We start from the raw sequence: 16,884 nt of genomic DNA, 5'->3' as shown, positions 1-16,884 counted from the left end.
CTTTTCAGGCCCGCTCGAAACTCAAGGTTGCCCGTCACGTGGACGCCACCTAGGCTGAAGCTTGCTTCGGGGGGTCTTCATGCATCGATCGCTTTGCTCACTGGCCGCCGCGGCCGCCACCCTGGCCTGCATCGGCGCGTGCGACGCCGCGCCGGCCAAGCCCGCCAAGGTCGTCGCCATGCCGGCGGCCAATCCCCAGGCCGACGCCCTGCGCGACAAGCTGGGCCGATCGGTGCTCGACACCCCCGGTGTCATGCTGCCCGACAATCACGAGACCTTGGACGCCGCCATGGCGCGGCGGGACTGGACCTATCTGAGCTCGATCGTCCGCGATCCCGGCAGCGCCGACAACATGATGCGCCTGCTCAACTGGGAGCGCTATCAGACCTATCGGGGCGGCGGCTATGGCGTCACCTACATGTACGTCACCACGCTGACCATGGCGGCCAATTCCTACGACAAGGCCGCCGCCACTGACCCCAGCTTCGCCCAGACGGCCCGCGGCCTGCGGATGGGGGCCCTGACCCAACTGCTCTACACCTACGCCGTGGTGGCCGTGGACGGCGTACGCTGCGCCGACCCGACGGCGCCGCAGGCTCACCGCGACCAGATCGCCGGGTTCACCGAGGAACTACGCCTTTCGGTCAACCAGCTTTCCCACCAGGAGCGCGTCACCGTCCTGATGACGGCCGTTCGCCAGGAGCAGGAACTGGCCCCCGTGCGCGATCCCGATCCGGACCTGTGCCGAGGCGGCCTCGATGATCTGGGCGAGGCCTTGGAAGCCCATCCGGAACGGGCCACCACCACGGGACCCCAGCCGGGCTACCCCGGCACGAACGTCCTGGTCCCGATCGATCCCGCTCGTCCGCCGAAATACAGAGATCGCGCGCTTTGGACCGCGCAGCAGGAGAAAGTCCGCGACGGGCTGCCCGACGCGCTCGGCGCCGTCATCGGCATGAGCCGCAACAAGTAGGCTCCGATCGACGGCCGACGCGCTCCTGGGCCCGAGCTAAAGCGCCGCCGAGATCTTCTCCGCCAGGGCCTTCAGCTCCTCGGCGTCCGCCATGCCCTCGCCGTGGCGGCCCAGCGCCTCGCCCTCGTAGCGGGGGATGACGTGGAAGTGCAGGTGGAAGATCGTCTGGCCGGCCGGGGCGCCGTTGAACTGGGTCACCACCACGCCGTCGGGCTTCAGGGCCGTGGTCACGGCCTGGGTGATCTTCTGCACGGCCCCGATCAACCGGCCCAGGGTCTTGGTCTCGGCCTCCAGCAGGTTGCGGGCCTGGCTGGTCTTGGAGACCACCAGCACGTGGCCGCGCGATTGCGGGAAGACGTCCATGAAGGCCAGGACCTGGTCGTCCTCGAAGACCTTCACGGCCGGGATTTCGCCGCGGATGATCTTGGCGAAGATGTTGTCGGCGTCGTAGCTTCCGTGAAGGCTCATGATCGTCTCCGGCGTGATCGAGACCGTACCTAGCAAACCGGGAGGGGCGCGCAAATGACCACGAGCCCGACGCGGCGGGACTTGCTGGCGGCCGCGACCGCCGTCGGCGTCGCCGGACCGGCCCTGGCCGCCCCCGAAACCCTGCATCGCGAAGAGCTGTTCACCACCGCCGACGACGGCGTCCGCCTGCATGTGCGCGAGGTGCGGCCGGCCTCCGCGCGGGGCGCGCCGCTGATCCTGCTGCACGGGGCCCGCGCCCCGGGCGTCGCCTCGTTCGACCTTCCGGTCGCCGGCGGCTCGCTGGCCGGCGACCTGGCCCAGCGCCTGAACCGCCGCGTCTATGTGATGGACGCCCGAGGCTATGGCGGCTCGCAGCGCCCCGCCGCCATGGACCGGCCGCCGGAGGAGAGCCGCCCGCTGTCGCGCGCCTTCGAGGTGGTCCGCGACGTCGACGCCGTCCGCAAACTGGCCGCCCAGCGGACCGGAAGCCGGCAGGTCGGCCTGATCGGCTGGGCCACCGGCGGGATGTGGGCGGGCTTCTACGCGTCGCTGCGGCCCGAAGCCGTCGCCGGCCTGGCGACGATCAACGCGCTCTACGGCGGCTCGGACGTCCACGCGATGCTGGGCCCCGGCTCGGCGGTCGCCCAGCCCGGCCAGCCCCGGCGCTTCGATCCGGCGACCGGCGGCTACGCGCTGTATCCCGCCGCCTCGCTGATCGGGGTCTGGGAGCGCAACATTCCAGGCGTCGACAAGAACGCCTGGCGCGATCCCGCCGTCGCCCAGGCCCTGGCGGCGGCCGTGCTGGCCAGCGATCCCGACAGCGGCCGGCACGACCCGCCCCGGTTCCGCGCGCCGCTGGGCGCGCTGGAGGACAGCTTCCACCAGGCCTGCGGGCGGCGGCTGTACGACGCCGGATCGATCACCGCGCCGGTCCTGCTGGTGCGCTCGGAGCACGATTTCTGGAGCCGCCAGGCCGATCTCGACGCCTTCACGGCCGATGCGGGCCGCTCACCATCGGTGAAGACGGCGACGTTGGCCGGGGCCGGCCACTTCGTCCACCTAGACCGCCCCGACCGCGGCCGCGACCGGCTGCTGGCCGAGCTGGTAGATCACTTCGGAGGACTCCGCGCATGACCGAACACCTGACCGAACGTCAGAAGAAATGGTTTGCCTCGGTCCAGCAAGGCCTGGAGCGCGAGACCGGCAAGAGCCTGGAGGAGTGGGTCGCGATCGCCAGGACCTGCCCCGAGACCAAGCCCCGCGCCCAGCTCAGCTGGCTCAAGGCGAACCACGGCCTGGGCCAGAACCGCGCCAGCTATGTGCTGTCGGTGGCCTTCCCGTCCGAGCGCATGACCTGGGACCAGCCCGACGAGGCGCGCGCGGCGCTGTGGACCGACCCGGCCTCGCTGGCGATCCTCCAGGCCCTGGAGGCGGCCGTCGCCGACTTCGACGGCCTGGTGACCGGACAGCGCAAGACCTACAGCGCGTGGTCCGGCGCGTTCCAGTTCGCGGCCGCCAAGCCGGTCAAGGGCGGGACGGCGGTGCTGGGCCTGGCCGTGACGCCCGACGCCTCCCCTCGCCTGCTGGAGCCCAGGAACGAAAGCTGGTCCGAGCGCCTGAAGGCCAAGCTGCCGCTGGCCTCGCCGGCCGATGTGGACGCCGAGGTTCGGGCCTTGCTGAAGGCCGCCTTCGAACGATCCTGACACCGCGCCGGAACGCTCGGCTCGCCCCTTCGTTGGCTTAGGCCAATGGAGGAAGACCTATGTCCAACGAAGCCGAACTCATCGCCAAGTTCTGGAAATCGCTGAAGTCCGATCGCACGGCCATGGTCGGCCTGGTCGGCGTCGAGGGCGGCCGCGCCCAGCCGCTGACGGCGCTGATCGAGGACGACGACGGCGGCCCGATCTGGTTCTTCACGTCCTCGGAGAGCGATCTGGTGGCCGCCCTGGCCAGCCACAGGAAGGCCGTCCTGCACTTCGCCTCCAAGGGCCACGACCTCTTCGCCTCGGTCGAGGGCGACCTGGCTGTCGACACCGATCGCGCCACGATCGATCGCCTCTGGAACCCCTTCGTCGCCGCCTGGTTCGAGGGCAAGGACGATCCCAAGATCCGCCTGCTGCGCTTCGACGCCGGCGACGCCCAGATCTGGCTCAACGAGAACAGCCTGTTCGCGGGCCTGAAGATGCTGCTCGGGCGCGATCCCAAGAAGGACTACAAGGACAAGGTCGCCGAGACCAAGCTGGGCTAACGCTCCTCGCGGAACGGCGAGAACTCGTCGGTCAGCATGGCGATCTCGGCGTCGACCGCCTCGCGTTCGCGCTCCAGATAGCGGGCGACGGGGTCTCGCAGAGCGGGGTCGGCGATCCAGTGGGCGGAATAGACCGGGCTGGGCAGGTAGCCGCGGGCGATCTTGTGCTGCCCCTGGGCTCCGGCCTCGACACGCGGCAGGCCCAGGCGGATGCCGTGCTCGATGGCCTGGTAGTAGCAGAGCTCGAAATGCAGGAACGGCACGTCTTCGCTGCAGCCCCAGTGGCGGCCGTACAGGCAGTCACCGCCGATCAGGTTCAAGGCCCCGGCGATCCACGGGCCGCCAGGGCGGCGCGCCAGGATCAGCAGCACCTTGTCGGCCATCCGCTCGCCCAGCAGCGAATAGAACGCCCGGTTCAGATAGGGCCGCCCCCACTTGCGGCCGCCGGTGTCCATGTAGAAGCCGAAGAAGGCGTCCCAGTGGTCCTCGGTCAGCTGGTCGCCGGTCAGGGCGACGATCTCCAGCCCGGCCTGGGCGTCGCGGCGCTCGCGGCGGATGGTCTTGCGGCGGTTCGAGGACAGGGCCGCCAGGAAGTCGTCGAAGGTGGCGTAGCCGTGGTTGAACCAGTGGTACTGCTGGTCCTGGCGGCGCAGCATGCCGCGCTCGCCCATCCATTCCCACTGGTCGGCCGTCGGGAAGGTCACGTGCAGCGACGAGGCCTTCAGACGCTCGCACAGGGTCAGGGCCCCGCCCAGCAGGGCCGAACGACCGTCATCGACATCGATGTCCGGTCGCACGATCAGCCGAGGGCCGGTCACAGGCGAGAACGGCGCCGAGCACTGGAGCTTGGGATAGTAGCGCCCTCCCGCCCGCTCGTAGGCGTCGGCCCAGCTGTGGTCGAAGACGTATTCGCCCTGGCTGTGGGACTTCAGGTACAGCGGCATGACCGCCGCCACCTCGCCGGCCTCGTCCTCGACCGACAGGTGGTGCGGCGCCCAGCCTGTGCGCTCGGTCGCGCAGCCGCTCTCTTCCAGGGCGTTCAGGAAGTCGTAGCTGACGAACGGGTCGCCGGACGGCCCGGCGCAGGCGTCCCAGGCGTCGCGCCCGATCTCGGCGATGCGGCGGTGAACGCGCACCTCCGCCTTGACGGCTGTCACGCGGCGAAGCCCTCGAAGATCAGGTTGTCGCAATGGTCGCGGACGCTTTCCCACTGCTCGGCCGAGCGCACGGTCCAAGCGATGACCGGCATGCCCTTGGCGCGATAGAGATCGGCCCGGGCGCTGGGCAGCATGTCCAGGCCCAGGGCCAGGAAGTCCGGCCGGGCGATCTCGACCTGCTCCAGGGCCGCCAGCGACTTGCGGACCTCCGGCGACAGGCGGCGGGCGCCCTCGTCGTCCCAGTTGTAGCTGTCCAGGCCGCGCAGGATCTGCGGCTGGTGCTCGGCGAACCAGGCGTGGGAATAGGGATTGAAGCCGATCACCGCGGTCGGGCCGTTGTGATCCAGCAGGATCTCGCTGACCTGCTTCTCCAGCTCGCCTACCTCGCCGAACGGGGTCTTCAGCTCGATATAGACCATGGCCCGGTGGCCGATCAGGGTCAGGGCGTCGGCCAGGGTCGGGATGGTCTCGTCGGCGCCCGACAGCTTCAGCTGGACCAGATCGGCGGCGGTGTGGTCGCGCAGCTTGCCCGCCGCGCCCGTCAGGCGATCCAGGTGATCGTCGTGGAAGACCACCACGTGATTGTCGGCGGTCAGCTGGACGTCCAGCTCGATCGCGTAGCCGTGGGCGCAGGCGGCCTGGAAGGCGGCCAGGGAGTTCTCGGGCGCGCCGCCCGGCGACCACAGACCCCGATGCGCCACCGCCGGTTCGAACAGGCGCTCCCACGCCTCGCCGAATACCTCGGTTCCGGGCCGGGGCCGCGCGCGCATCAGGCCACCTCGACCACGGCGTCGACCTCGACCGAGAAGCCAAGCGGCAGCTTGTAGACGCCCACGGCCGAGCGCGCATGGCGGCCGGCGTCGCCGAACACCTCGACCATCAGGTCCGAGCAGCCGTTGATGACCTTGGGGATGTCGATGAAGTCCTGGCTGACCTGGACGAAGCCGCCCAGCTTGACCACCCGCTTGACGCGGTCGAGGTCGCCGGTCGCGGCCTTCATCTGGGCCAGCAGGTTGATGCCGCACAGGCGCGCGCCCTGCTGGGCGGTCTCCAGGTCGACGTCCGTGCCGACCGTGCCCTTGAGGCCGCCGTTGGCGTCGAGCGAGATCTGGCCGGAGATGTGGATCAGGTTTCCCGTCTGGACGAAGGGCACATAGTTGGCGACCGGCGCCACCGGCTGCGGCAGCACGATTCCAAGTTCAGCCAGACGCTGTTCGACCTTCGACATCACACACTCCAAAAACCTGGAAGCATGCTTAGCGCGGCGGGATGACAGGACAAGAAAAAAGGCCTGAACCGTTGCCGGCTCAGGCCTTTAAACTGTTGGGCCCGGTGAGGAGCCCGTCGCCTTAGCGGGCGGCTTGCAGCTTTTCGACGGTGGCCGAAACGCGCTCGTTCAGCGGCTTGACCGAGTCCTTGATCGAGGCCGAGACGATCTCCGAGGCCTTGCTGACCTGGGCGATGTAGGCTTCGAGGGCCGACTTGGCCCAGGCGGTCTGCAGCTCGACGGCTTCCTGGATGCTCTTGGCGCCGGCCAGCGACTTGGCGGCGGCGACGTGGTCCTCGGCGGCCTTCTTCGAATAGGCGAAGGTCTGGGCGCCCAGGGCTTCGGCGCCCTTGGTGGCGGCGGTCACCGAAGCGACCACGGCTTCCAGGTTCTTCTTCGAATGGGTGTTGGCTTCGGCCAGAGCAGCCAGGGACTTCTCGACGCCGTCCTTGAACGCTTGGTTCGAGGCGGTGCTGAACTGTTCGGCGGTGTTCTTCAGGGTTTCGGCGGCGGCCATGGGGGAGGCTCCTGGCAATGTGCGGGGCATGGCGGCGGACAAACGAAATCCAGACCATGCGTTGGGACAACACCGGTGTCTCATGTTGCAGTGCAGCAGTCAAGAATTTTGTGCAGCGCACCATAACGTAGCGGAAACGCTTGCCCGCGCGCCAGGAGAGACCGAAGCTTGGCCGCAACGCCTTGAATTTATCCATCTCTGCGGCGAAATCGCTCACCAGTTGTTTACCTTAGAGAAAGGCGACCACCCGCATGCTAATGTCACGCGTGTGGCGGTGCGGAACMGCTCAGTTCAAATGACGGACGCATTTCCCATGTTCGCCAAGCTTACTTCCGTCCGCTCTGTTCTCGCCGCCCTGGGCTTCGCCGGTGCCATGCTCTGCGGCCTGGCCGCGCCGACCCTGGCCGCCGCGCAGATCCCGTATCTGCAGATGAACGCGGCCGAGCCCAAGTACGCGGCGATCGTGATCGACGCCAATTCGGGCGAAATGCTTTACGACAAAAGGGCCGACAGCCCGCGCTATCCGGCTTCGGTCACCAAGGTGATGACGCTGTACCTCACCTTCGAGGCGCTCAGCGAAGGCCGCCTGAAGCTGACCGACCGCGTGCCGATCACGCCGCGCGCCGCCGCCCAGGCCCCGACCAAGCTGGGTCTGCCGGTCGGCGACAGCGTCAGCGTCGACGAAGCCATCCGCGCCATGACCGTCAAATCCGCCAACGACATCGCCGTGGCCATGGCCGAGCGACTCGGCGGCAGCGAGTCGCGGTTCGCCGCCTTGATGACCCTGCGCGGCCAGGAGCTGGGCATGCGCAACAGCCGCTTCGTCAACGCCTCGGGCCTGCCCGACAGCCGCCAGATCAGCACCGCCCGCGACCTGGCCATCCTGTCGCGCGCCACCATGCGCGACTTCCCGCAGTACTATTCCTATTTCAGCATCAAGGGCTTCGAGTTCCGCGGCCGCTACATCGCCGGCCACAACCGCCTGCTGACCAACATGCAAGGCTTCGACGGCCTGAAGACCGGATACACCAACGCCTCGGGCTACAACCTCGCCGGCTCGGCCGTGCGCGACGGTCGCCGCCTGATCGCCGTGGTCCTGGGCGGCTCGTCCACCGCCTGGCGCGACAACAACATGGAAGACCTGCTGACCACCGGCTTCGACGTGCTCAAGCGCCGCTCGCACGGCGAGCGCACCAGCATCGCCGCCAACCTCTACGAAGACGAGCCGACCGGCCCGATCATGCGTCCCTCGACCGAGGAAGGCGACGGCGACCAGGCCGGCCTGAAGATCGTGCTGACCGACAACCCCAAGCCTCCGGCCGCCATGAGGGTCTCGCCGACCCTGAAGGCCGCTCAAGCTCCGGTAAAGGGGGCCAAGCCCGCGCCGAAGAAGGCCAAGGGCGAATGGGCCGTGCAGGTCGGGGCGTTCAAGTCCAAGGGCCTGGCCAACGAACAACTGGCGCTGGTCCGCTCGCGCTTCTCGAAGTTCGTGGCCAGCGCCGAGGGCGCGGTCGAAGGCGCCGCCAGCAGCACCTTCCGCGCCCAGTTCCAGGGCATGACGGCCGAGGCCGCCCGTGGCGCTTGCCAGGCGATCACCGCCAAGCGCCAGCCCTGCATGGTCCTGGCCCCGAACTAGGTCGCCCTACTTTCCGTCCAGCAACCGGTCCCGCGCGGCGTTGAGCTGCGCGGCCAGGCCGGCCGTGCCGCCCTTGTCGGGATGGGCCATGCGGATCAGGCGCGAATAGGCCGCCTGGATTTCCGCCTTGGTCGCCTGCGGCCCCACGCCTAGGATCGCCCGCGCCTCGGTGAGGCTGGGCCCGCCCTCCGCCTTCCTGGCCTTGTGGATCGCCGGACGCTGACGCGCCGTCGTGGCGCTCCAGGCGCCGATCACCAGCAGGACGATGGAGACCGGCCACTCGCTGCGCACGCCGGCATAGGCCGCGCCGGCGAAGGCCATCAGCGCCGTGATCCCCGCGCCGATCCGCCAGCCGTCGCTCTTCAGGATGCGCGTGGCGCGCCCCGACAGGACGAACAGCAGGATCGCGCCGCCGAGCAGCAGGTAGAAGATCATACGGCGTCAGTCCCCGACTGCCGCGCCAAAGACCCGACTTGGGGCTACTGGGCTGCGAGCAGAGTTTCCCCGGAATAGGCCGAAAGGCCAAGGGAATGCATCAGGGCCCGCAATTCCTGGCGCGCGGCCAGATGCTGCAGCGACACCGGCACCGGCCGCACCTGGGGCGACAGGTCGGCGATGGTCAGGCCGAACGGGAACAGCTCGCGATAGATCACGCGGTCGCGCAGGCCGGGGCCCATGCGGAAACCGACCCGCTTGGACAGGGCCGTCAGGCGGTCCTCGACGCGCTTGCGGTTGCGGGCTTCGGTGGTGGCCAGGCGGTTGCGCAGCACCACCCAGTCCAGGGCCTGGCGCTGGCCCGACAGGGCGCGGGCCTTGCGGGCCTCCCAGACGGTCAGCGAATAGAGGCTGGGCTTCTGCAGCTCCATGGTCACCGGATCGACGTGGCCCAGCATGTCGAAGTCGACGAAGCTGTCGTTCATCGGCGTGACGATCAAATCTGCCAGGCCATGGGCCATGCGCGAGATCGCGGTGTCGCCGCCGGGGGTGTCGATCAGGATGAAGTCGGCGGCCTCGCGCGCGGCGACGAAGGCGGCCTCGAACTTGGCCACCTGGTCGGCCTCCGGCGCGGCGGCCAGGGCGATGTCGTCCTCGCTGAGTCGGAACTGCAGCGGCTGGGGCAAGGTCACGCCGTTGCCGGCGACCCAGGCCGCGCGGTTCTCGAAGAACCGCATCGAGGTGCATTGGCGCAGGTCGAGATCCAGCAGCGCCACCTTGGCGCCGCCGTACAGCAGCGCGGTGGCGAGGTGAACGGCGATGGTGGACTTGCCCGCCCCGCCCTTCTCGTTGCCGACGACGATGACACGCGTTTCGGCCATGCCTTCTTTCCTTCTTTTCGCCCGACTCGGCGACTCTCAATGAAAGATTAACACGCAGGAGACGCCCTGAGAGGGCGCGACGTCAATCCAAGGGCCCCTTCCCTGTGGACCCATTGTCGCAGGTGGACGCCTGGACCCGCGTCCGTCATAAGCCAACGCCTGTTCGAGACAGGAGTTGGCCGTGGCCCCGAAGATCGTCCGCACCGTCGCCGAGTTGCGCGCCCAGGTCGCCGCCTGGAAGGCCGCCGGCGAGCGCGTGGCGCTGATCCCGACCATGGGCGCCCTGCACGAGGGCCATCTGTCGCTGATCGAACTGGGCCAGACCCGCGCCCGGCGCACGGTGGCCAGCGTCTTCGTCAACCCCAAGCAGTTCGCCCCGCACGAGGACTTCGACTCCTATCCGCGCGGCGAGGCCCGCGACGCCGAACTGCTGGCCGGCGTCGGCTGCGACCTGATGTTCGCGCCCAAGGTCGACGAGATGTACGCCCCGGGCTTTTCGACCACCGTCAACCTGACCGGCGTCTCCGAACCGCTGGAGGGCGCGGCCCGGCCGCAGTTCTTCGGCGGCGTGGCCACCGTGGTGACCAAACTGCTGCTGCAGTCCCAGGCCGACATCGCGATCTTCGGCGAGAAGGACTACCAGCAGCTCCAGGTCATCAAGCGCGTGGTCAAGGACCTGGACATCCCGGTGCAGATCGTCGGCGCGCCCACCGCCCGGGCCGAGGACGGCCTCGCCCTCTCCTCGCGAAACGCCTATCTCAGCCCCGAGGAACGCGCCGCCGCGGTGGCCTTGCCCAGTGCGATGAAAGCGGCGGCCAAGGCCGTGGCTGAAGGCGGCCGTATCGACGAGGCCGAGGCCGCCGCGAAGGCCGCCCTGACCGCCGCCGGCTTCCGCCAGGTGGATTATGTCGACATCCGCGAGGCCGGCGACCTGTCGCGCCTGGGCCCCGGCCCGATCGGCGACGCGCACGGCCGCATCCTGGTGGCGGCGTGGCTGGGCAAGACCCGGCTGATCGACAACATGGCGGTCGGCTAGGCCTAGCCTACCAAGCCCCCAACTCGCGCAGCTGCCGCGCCAGATCGGCCGGCATTTCGGCGGCCTCGGACTCTGTCAGGTCCGGCGGAATGTCCTCGTGCTTGAGATAGCGCCACCCCTGGAACGGTCGCCGGGGCGTGGGCGCGACGCGGACGATGGTCGGGTCGACCGTCACCTCGCAGCGCGAGGCCTGGCCGTCGCCGACCGTGTCGATCTTCAGGATGGTCTGGCGACAGAGGATCTGGCCCTTCATCACCCGATACAGCGAGCCGCCGTCCAGCACTTCGTCGACGCGCTTGGGCGTCATGCGGGTGTGCATGATCCACGGACGGTCGGCCTCGGCGTGCCAGGCGACCAGTTCCTCGATGTTGTCGCAACCGACGACGAGCTTGATGATGTGCAGGGGCATGGCGCGTACTTAGGCGACCGGCTCCAGCTTCGCCAGCACAACACCCTCGCTGACCTGGCCGCCGGCGACGGCCGACAGCTCGGCGACCACGCCGTCGAACGGCGCGGCCAGGGCGTGCTCCATCTTCATGGCCTCCAGGGTCAACAGGGTCTGGCCCTTGACGACCGTCTGGCCGGCCTCGACGGCCACCGAGACGATCTTGCCCGGCATCGGCGACAGGATCGCGCCGTCCGACGCCGCGACATGGGCCGCGCCGACCTTGGGCGTGAAGTCGAACTCGCGGACGTCGCCGCCCTCGAACACGTACAGCGGATCGCTTCCGAACGCCGAGGGCAGCACGTCGACGTCGTCCAGCGGCCGGCCGTCCTCGACCGTGATGTCCCACGACCAGTCGTCACCCTTTCCGCCGGCCAAGGCCACGCGCAGCGGCACGGCCTTGCCGTCCACCGACAGCGGCAGGTCCATCGCCGCCCGGGGCGCGCTCATCCGGAAGCCCAGCAGCCGCGACGGGGCGCTGGCCCAGACGTCGGCCCTGGGCTGGTCGGCCTCCATGAAGGCCTCCAGGCGCTGGCCGATCGCCGCCAGGGTCGGGGCGTCGGAGAACTCGCGTTGGGTCAGTTCCTCCAGCCGCGCCTCGATGAAGCCGGTGTCGATGGCGCCGTCGATGAAGTCGGGATGGCTGGCGCACTTGGCCAGGAAGGCGGCGTTGGTCTTGACCGGATAGACCTCGACCAGGCGGCAAGCCTCGGCCAGGCGCGCGGCGGCGTCCTCGCGGTCGACGCCGTGGGCGATCAGCTTGGCGATCATCGGGTCGTAGAACGGGGTGACCTCACCGCCCTCCTCCACCGCGCTGTCGACCCGCACGTCGCCCTCGGGCAGGCGGAAGTGGGTCAGCGGGCCGGTCGAGGGCAGGAAGCCGGTCGCCGGGTTCTCGGCGTAGAGGCGCGCCTCCATGGCCCAGCCGTCCAGCGTGATCTCGTCCTGCTCCAGCGGCAGCGGCTCGCCCGAGGCCACCAGCAGCTGCCACTCGACCAGGTCCTGGCCGGTGACCATCTCGGTGACCGGATGCTCGACCTGCAGGCGGGTGTTCATCTCCATGAACCAGATGCGGTCGGCGCGCAGGCCTTCGCTGGCGTCGGCGATGAACTCCACCGTGCCGGCCCCGACATAGCCCACGGCCTGGGCGGCCTTGACCGCCGCCCCGCAGACGGCGGCGCGGGTGGCCTCGTCCATGCCCGGCGCCGGGGCCTCCTCGATGACCTTCTGGTGGCGGCGCTGCAGCGAGCAGTCGCGCTCGAACAGGTGGACGACGTTGCCGTGCGTGTCGCCGAACACCTGCACCTCGATGTGGCGCGGGCGGGTGACGTACTTCTCCAGCAGCACCCGGTCGTCGCCGAAGCTGGCGCTGGCTTCGCGCTGGCACGAGGCCAGCATGGCGGCGAAGTCCCCGGCCTTTTCGACCTTGCGCATGCCCTTGCCGCCGCCGCCGGCCACGGCCTTGATCAGCACCGGGAATCCGATCTTGCCGGCCTCGGCGGCCAGGCGCTCGACCGACTGGTCCTCGCCCAGATAGCCAGGCGTGGTCGGCACGCCGGCCGCGATCATCACCTTCTTGGCGGCGTCCTTCAGGCCCATGGCGCGGATCGCCGAGGGCGGCGGGCCGATCCAGACCAGGCCGGCGTCGATCACCGCCTGGGCGAAGTCGGCGTTCTCGGACAGGAAGCCGTAGCCGGGGTGGATCGCCTCGGCCCCGGTCTGGCGGGCGGCGGCCAGGATCTTCTCGGGGACCAGGTAGCTCTCGCGCGCCGGCGCCGGGCCGATCAGGATGGCGACGTCGGCCTCCATCACGAACGGCGCCTCGGCGTCCGCCTCGGAATAGACCGCGATCGTCCGCACGCCCAGCTCACGGGCGGTGCGGATGATCCGACGGGCGATTTCGCCGCGATTGGCGATGAGGACGGAGGCGATCAAACGAAAAATCCTAGATCTGCGCCAGGGCCAGAAGCGCCAGGCCGATGAGCAGGAGCGAGAAGGAGAACACAGTGGCCCACCAGACGATCAGCGTCTTGAGCGTCGCGCCCAGAATGCTGGAGCCGTAGGCGCCCCGAAGCGTCTGGAACAGGTTCACGGGCGTCCAGAGCACCAGGAGCCCGAACCACCAGGGCTTGAGCATGTCGGGCAGGACCAGACCCAGGGCGTTGGTCAGGAAGGCGAACGACAGCAGGTTCATCGCCACCAGCAGGTGGTCGTAGATGAAGAACTTGGGCTTGTTGCGATAGACCAGCGTCAGGGCCAGGCCGACGATCGGCAGCAGCAGCACCGCCATGCGGTGGCCCCAGGTGAACAGCACCAGCACGTAGAATTCGGGGTTCTCGCGGGCCTTGGCGATGCTTTCCTTCAGCCAGCCGCCGCTCCAGCGGATGGCCTTGGACGGATCGTGCCCCGTGGCCGCGGCTTCCTTGAGCGCGGCTTGAGCCTCGGGCGGCATGGCCCCGGTCTCGACGTGGCCGTCGTCGTGAATCGTCACCGCCGGAACCTCGCCGTCCAGCGACAGGCTCCGGATCCGTGCGGCGTCGGCCTTGCGGGCCTCCTCAGGGGTCAGGCCCACGCCCTCGGGCAGCTTGCCGGCGGCGATCCGGTCGGCCTTGGCCACGCCTTCGGCGTAGTCCGCGTGGGCCTTGGCCACGCCTTCCTGATAGTCGGCGCGCGCCTTGGCGGCGCCGCGCTCATAGCGCTCCAGGACCTTGGCCCGGTCCTCGTCGGGGTCCTTCAGCTCCTCGTCGCGATCCTTGGCGGTCTCGGCGAGGATCGCGTCGCGATCCGTCGCCGCTTCGTTCAGGCTGGCGTCGCGGTCCTTGACGGCTTCGGCGCGCAGGCGGACAGCCTCGGCGGCGCGCCCTTGCGGCGTAGCCAGGAGCTCGGCGCGCTTGTGGGCCTCCTCCTCGGCGTGGTGCTGGGCCGAATGGATCGCGTGCTCGGCCGCGAAGATGAACAGCAGCAGGGCCACCAGGAAGGTGCGGAACGGCGGCACGTGCCGCACGATCCGGCCTTCCATGTAGTCCTTGGCCAGGCCGCCCGGCTTCAGGAACAGGGCCGGCAGGGTCAAGGCCAGGCGGCCGTCGAGGTGGAACATCCCCTCGATCGCCTCCCAGATCAGGTGGCCGATCGAGCGATGGTGCGTGTCGGCGTTCTGGCCGCAGGCGTGGCAGTACGGGCCTTCAAGCGTGGTTTCGCAGTTGGCGCACGGCTTTCCGACGCCTTCGAAGGCGTGCTTCCTGCGTCGCTTGAAGAACTCGCTGAACGAGTCCGCCGCCGCTGCTTCCATTTCGCCCGTCATATGGCCCCCTGCTCGACTCTAGATGGTCCAGCCGGGTTTACGGCGTTCGAGGAACGCGCGCACGCCTTCTTGGCCTTCCTCGGAGACACGGCGGCGCGCGATGCGTTTTGCCGTCTCGTCGATCAGGCCGCGGTCGATCTTTTGGCCGACGAAATCGTTGACCAGGGCCTTGGCGTCGCCGATCGCGCCGGGGGCGCAGACGGCCACCTCCTCGATCAGGGCGTCCTGGGCGGCGACCAGGCCGGCCGCGTCGTCGAACACCTCGTCGACCAGGCCGTAGCTCCAGGCCTGGTCCGCGTCGAACACCCGGCCGGTGGCGAACAGCAGCTTAGCGGTGCGCGGGCCCAGGGCGGCGATCACGTAGGGGCTGATGGTGGCCGGGGTCAGGCCCAGCTTGACCTCGGAGAAGGCGAACTTGGCGTCCGCCGTGGCCAGGGCGTGGTCGCACGCGGCCACGAGGCCCGCCCCGCCGCCGAAGGCCGGGCCTTCGACCAGGGCCACCGTCAGGGCCGGGATGTCGTGCAGGGCCTTGAGCATGTGGGCCAGGCCTAGGGCGTCGTCGCGATTGTCGTCCTCGCTCCAGTCGGCGGCGGCCTTCATCCACTCCAGGTCGGCGCCGGCGCTGAACGCCCCGCCCACCCCGCGCAGGAAGACGATCCGTACGCCCTCGGCGCCGTGCAGGGTCTCGAACGCCTGGTGCAGGGCCGCGATGGTCGCCGCGTCGAAGGCGTTCTTCTTGGCCGGACGGTTGATCCAGACCGTGACGGCGCCGCTGGGCGTGGAGTCCAGGTGGACCAGCGGCGTCATGGCGTCGGTGTCGACGACTTCGACGATGGGATCGGCGATCGGGTTGGTCATGACTTGCCCTTTTCGGCTTACATCCGGAAGACGCCGAAGGTGGTCTCGGGGATCGGGGCGTTCAGGCTGGCGCTGATCGCCAGGCCCAGCACGTCGCGGGTCTGGGCCGGGTCGATGATGCCGTCGTCCCACAGGCGGGCGGTGGCGTGGTAGGGGTCGCCCTCGGCCTCGTAGCGGTCGCGGATCGGGGTCTTGAAGGCCTCTTCGTCCTCGACGGCCCAGGTCTCGCCCTTGGCCTCCATGCCGTCGCGCTTGATCGTCGACAGCACGCTGGCCGCCTGCTCGCCGCCCATCACGCTGATGCGGCTGTTGGGCCAGGTGAACAGGAAGCGCGGGCTGTAGGCGCGGCCGCACATGCCGTAATTTCCCGCTCCGAAGGACCCGCCGATCAGCACGGTGAACTTGGGCACCTCGGCCGAGGCGACCGCCGTGACCAGCTTGGCGCCGTCCTTGGCGATGCCGCCGGCCTCGTACTTGCCGCCGACCATGAAGCCCGAGATGTTCTGCAGGAACACCAGCGGGATCTTGCGCTTGCAGGCCAGCTCGATGAAGTGAGCGCCCTTCACGGCGCTCTCGCTGAACAGCACGCCGTTATTGGCCAGGATCGCCACCGGCTGGCCCCAGATGCGGGCGAAGCCGCAGACCAGGGTCGTGCCGTACAGCGCCTTGAACTCGTCGAACTCGCTGCCGTCGACGATGCGGGCGATCACCTCGCGCACGTCGTAGGGCGCGCGCACGTCGGTCGGGACGATGCCATACAGCTCGGCCGGATCGTGGACCGGCGGCCTGGCGTCGCGGATCTCGGTCTCGACCCGCTTGGTGGTGTTCAGGTTGGCGACGATCGAGCGGACGATCTCCAGTGCGTGCTCGTCGTCGTTGGCCACGTGGTCGACCACGCCGGAACGACGTCCGTGGGTGTCGGCCCCGCCCAGCTCCTCGGCCGAGATGACCTCGCCCGTGGCGGCCTTCACCAGCGGCGGACCGGCCAGGAAGATGGTGCCTTGGTCGCGGACGATGACCGTCTCGTCGCTCATGGCCGGGACGTAGGCCCCGCCGGCGGTGCACGAGCCCATGACGCAGGCGATCTGGGCGATGCCCGCCGCGCTCATCCGGGCCTGGTTGAAGAAGATGCGGCCGAAGTGGTCGCGGTCGGGGAAGACCTCGGCCTGGTGCGGCAGGTTGGCCCCGCCGCTGTCGACCAGATAGACGCACGGCAGGCGGTTCTGCTGGGCGATCTCCTGGGCGCGCAGGTGCTTCTTCACCGTCATCGGGAAATAGGCGCCGCCCTTCACGGTGGCGTCGTTGGCGACGATCATGACCTCGCGGCCCGACACGCGGCCGATGCCGGTGATGACGCCAGCGCCGGGCGCCTCGCCGTTATAGAGGTCGCAGGCCGCCAGTTGGCCGATCTCCAGGAACGGCGAGCCGGGGTCCAGCAGGCGTTCGACGCGCTGGCGGGGCAGCAGCTTGCCGCGGGCCGCGTGGCGCGTCCGAGCGGTCTCGGGACCACCCAGGGCCGCCTGCGCGACCCTTTCGCGCAGGGCCTCCACGAGGCCGCGGTTGTGGGCGGCGTTTTTGGCGAAAGTCTCGCCGTTCTTGTCGATACCCGTGTTCATCTTCGGCATTATCGAGGCATAGCCTTTTCCGTTTCCCACCGAAAGC

18 protein-coding genes are annotated in these 16,884 nt (G+C 69.3%); 6 read left to right on the top strand and 12 right to left on the bottom strand.

Annotated features, from left to right (window positions below):
• The first annotated feature begins 79 nt into the window (after positions 1-79).
• Positions 80-973 (top strand): hypothetical protein, encoded by an 894-nt coding sequence (locus AC1DMQ_RS10490; protein ID WP_477033502.1) that lies wholly within the window; start codon positions 80-82, stop codon positions 971-973.
• A 36-nt stretch (positions 974-1,009) separates the two neighbouring features.
• Here the strand turns inward: AC1DMQ_RS10490 and AC1DMQ_RS10485 are convergent, their stop codons facing one another.
• On the bottom strand, positions 1,010-1,441 hold the full coding sequence (locus AC1DMQ_RS10485) for an HIT family protein (protein ID WP_477033501.1): 432 nt from the start codon (positions 1,439-1,441) through the stop codon (positions 1,010-1,012).
• Between the two features lie 54 nt (positions 1,442-1,495).
• Between AC1DMQ_RS10485 and AC1DMQ_RS10480 the strand changes: the two genes are divergently transcribed.
• From AC1DMQ_RS10480 to AC1DMQ_RS10470, 3 genes are read left to right on the top strand one after another with little or no spacing between them, the layout of a single operon-like run.
• Positions 1,496-2,575 (top strand): alpha/beta fold hydrolase, encoded by a 1,080-nt coding sequence (locus AC1DMQ_RS10480; RefSeq protein ID WP_477033500.1) that lies wholly within the window; start codon positions 1,496-1,498, stop codon positions 2,573-2,575.
• Complete coding sequence (locus AC1DMQ_RS10475) at positions 2,572-3,144, top strand: DUF4287 domain-containing protein (RefSeq protein WP_477033499.1); 573 nt, start codon at positions 2,572-2,574, stop codon at positions 3,142-3,144. The genes AC1DMQ_RS10480 and AC1DMQ_RS10475 overlap by 4 nt, the downstream gene beginning before the upstream one ends.
• A 59-nt stretch (positions 3,145-3,203) precedes the next feature.
• Positions 3,204-3,689: a pyridoxamine 5'-phosphate oxidase family protein gene (locus tag AC1DMQ_RS10470; RefSeq protein ID WP_477033498.1), complete on the top strand. Its 486-nt coding sequence runs from the start codon at positions 3,204-3,206 to the stop codon at positions 3,687-3,689.
• Here the strand turns inward: AC1DMQ_RS10470 and AC1DMQ_RS10465 are convergent.
• The 4 genes from AC1DMQ_RS10465 to AC1DMQ_RS10450 form a co-directional block, all read right to left on the bottom strand.
• On the bottom strand, positions 3,686-4,846 hold the full coding sequence (locus tag AC1DMQ_RS10465) for a GNAT family N-acetyltransferase (RefSeq protein WP_477033497.1): 1,161 nt from the start codon (positions 4,844-4,846) through the stop codon (positions 3,686-3,688). The two genes, AC1DMQ_RS10470 and AC1DMQ_RS10465, sit on opposite strands and share 4 nt — an antisense overlap.
• Positions 4,843-5,616 (bottom strand): glycerophosphodiester phosphodiesterase, encoded by a 774-nt coding sequence (locus tag AC1DMQ_RS10460; RefSeq protein ID WP_477033496.1) that lies wholly within the window; start codon positions 5,614-5,616, stop codon positions 4,843-4,845. Before AC1DMQ_RS10460 ends, AC1DMQ_RS10465 begins: the two co-directional genes overlap by 4 nt.
• A complete protein-coding gene (locus tag AC1DMQ_RS10455) occupies positions 5,616-6,074 on the bottom strand; it encodes a RidA family protein (protein WP_165188152.1) in 459 nt (152 codons plus the stop codon). The genes AC1DMQ_RS10460 and AC1DMQ_RS10455 overlap by 1 nt, the downstream gene beginning before the upstream one ends.
• A 121-nt stretch (positions 6,075-6,195) precedes the next feature.
• On the bottom strand, positions 6,196-6,630 hold the full coding sequence (locus AC1DMQ_RS10450; protein ID WP_477033495.1) for a phasin family protein: 435 nt from the start codon (positions 6,628-6,630) through the stop codon (positions 6,196-6,198).
• Positions 6,631-6,943: 313 nt separating this feature from the next.
• Between AC1DMQ_RS10450 and AC1DMQ_RS10445 the strand changes: the two genes are divergently transcribed.
• On the top strand, positions 6,944-8,266 hold the full coding sequence (locus AC1DMQ_RS10445; RefSeq protein ID WP_477033494.1) for a serine hydrolase: 1,323 nt from the start codon (positions 6,944-6,946) through the stop codon (positions 8,264-8,266).
• A 6-nt stretch (positions 8,267-8,272) separates the two neighbouring features.
• Here AC1DMQ_RS10445 and AC1DMQ_RS10440 read toward each other — a convergent pair whose 3' ends face one another.
• Positions 8,273-8,698: a J domain-containing protein gene (locus tag AC1DMQ_RS10440; RefSeq protein WP_477033584.1), complete on the bottom strand. Its 426-nt coding sequence runs from the start codon at positions 8,696-8,698 to the stop codon at positions 8,273-8,275.
• A 47-nt stretch (positions 8,699-8,745) separates the two neighbouring features.
• The gene (gene mipZ / locus AC1DMQ_RS10435) at positions 8,746-9,582 is read right to left on the bottom strand and encodes a division plane-positioning ATPase MipZ (protein ID WP_477033493.1); all 837 of its coding nucleotides are present in this window, start codon (positions 9,580-9,582) and stop codon (positions 8,746-8,748) included.
• A 181-nt stretch (positions 9,583-9,763) separates the two neighbouring features.
• On the opposite strand from mipZ, the gene panC reads away from it, so the two are divergent.
• The gene (gene panC / locus AC1DMQ_RS10430; protein ID WP_477033492.1) at positions 9,764-10,618 is read left to right on the top strand and encodes a pantoate--beta-alanine ligase; all 855 of its coding nucleotides are present in this window, start codon (positions 9,764-9,766) and stop codon (positions 10,616-10,618) included.
• Positions 10,619-10,625: 7 nt separating this feature from the next.
• Here panC and AC1DMQ_RS10425 read toward each other — a convergent pair whose 3' ends face one another.
• From AC1DMQ_RS10425 to AC1DMQ_RS10405, 5 genes are read right to left on the bottom strand one after another with little or no spacing between them, the layout of a single operon-like run.
• Entirely contained in the window at positions 10,626-11,027 is a 402-nt protein-coding gene (locus AC1DMQ_RS10425) for a DUF1489 family protein (protein WP_477033491.1), read from the bottom strand.
• Positions 11,028-11,036: 9 nt separating this feature from the next.
• A complete protein-coding gene (locus AC1DMQ_RS10420; RefSeq protein ID WP_477033490.1) occupies positions 11,037-12,998 on the bottom strand; it encodes an acetyl/propionyl/methylcrotonyl-CoA carboxylase subunit alpha in 1,962 nt (653 codons plus the stop codon).
• 10 nt (positions 12,999-13,008) lie between these two features.
• Positions 13,009-14,364 (bottom strand): DUF3667 domain-containing protein, encoded by a 1,356-nt coding sequence (locus tag AC1DMQ_RS10415; RefSeq protein ID WP_477033489.1) that lies wholly within the window; start codon positions 14,362-14,364, stop codon positions 13,009-13,011.
• A gap of 18 nt (positions 14,365-14,382) precedes the next feature.
• Entirely contained in the window at positions 14,383-15,222 is an 840-nt protein-coding gene (locus AC1DMQ_RS10410; protein WP_477033488.1) for an enoyl-CoA hydratase-related protein, read from the bottom strand.
• Between the two features lie 17 nt (positions 15,223-15,239).
• Complete coding sequence (locus AC1DMQ_RS10405) at positions 15,240-16,847, bottom strand: carboxyl transferase domain-containing protein (protein ID WP_477033487.1); 1,608 nt, start codon at positions 16,845-16,847, stop codon at positions 15,240-15,242.
• Between the last annotated feature and the right edge of the window lie 37 nt (positions 16,848-16,884).

Source organism: Caulobacter sp. 05L422 (assembly GCF_056397765.1).
This window is presented reverse-complemented; position numbering and strand designations above follow the sequence as displayed.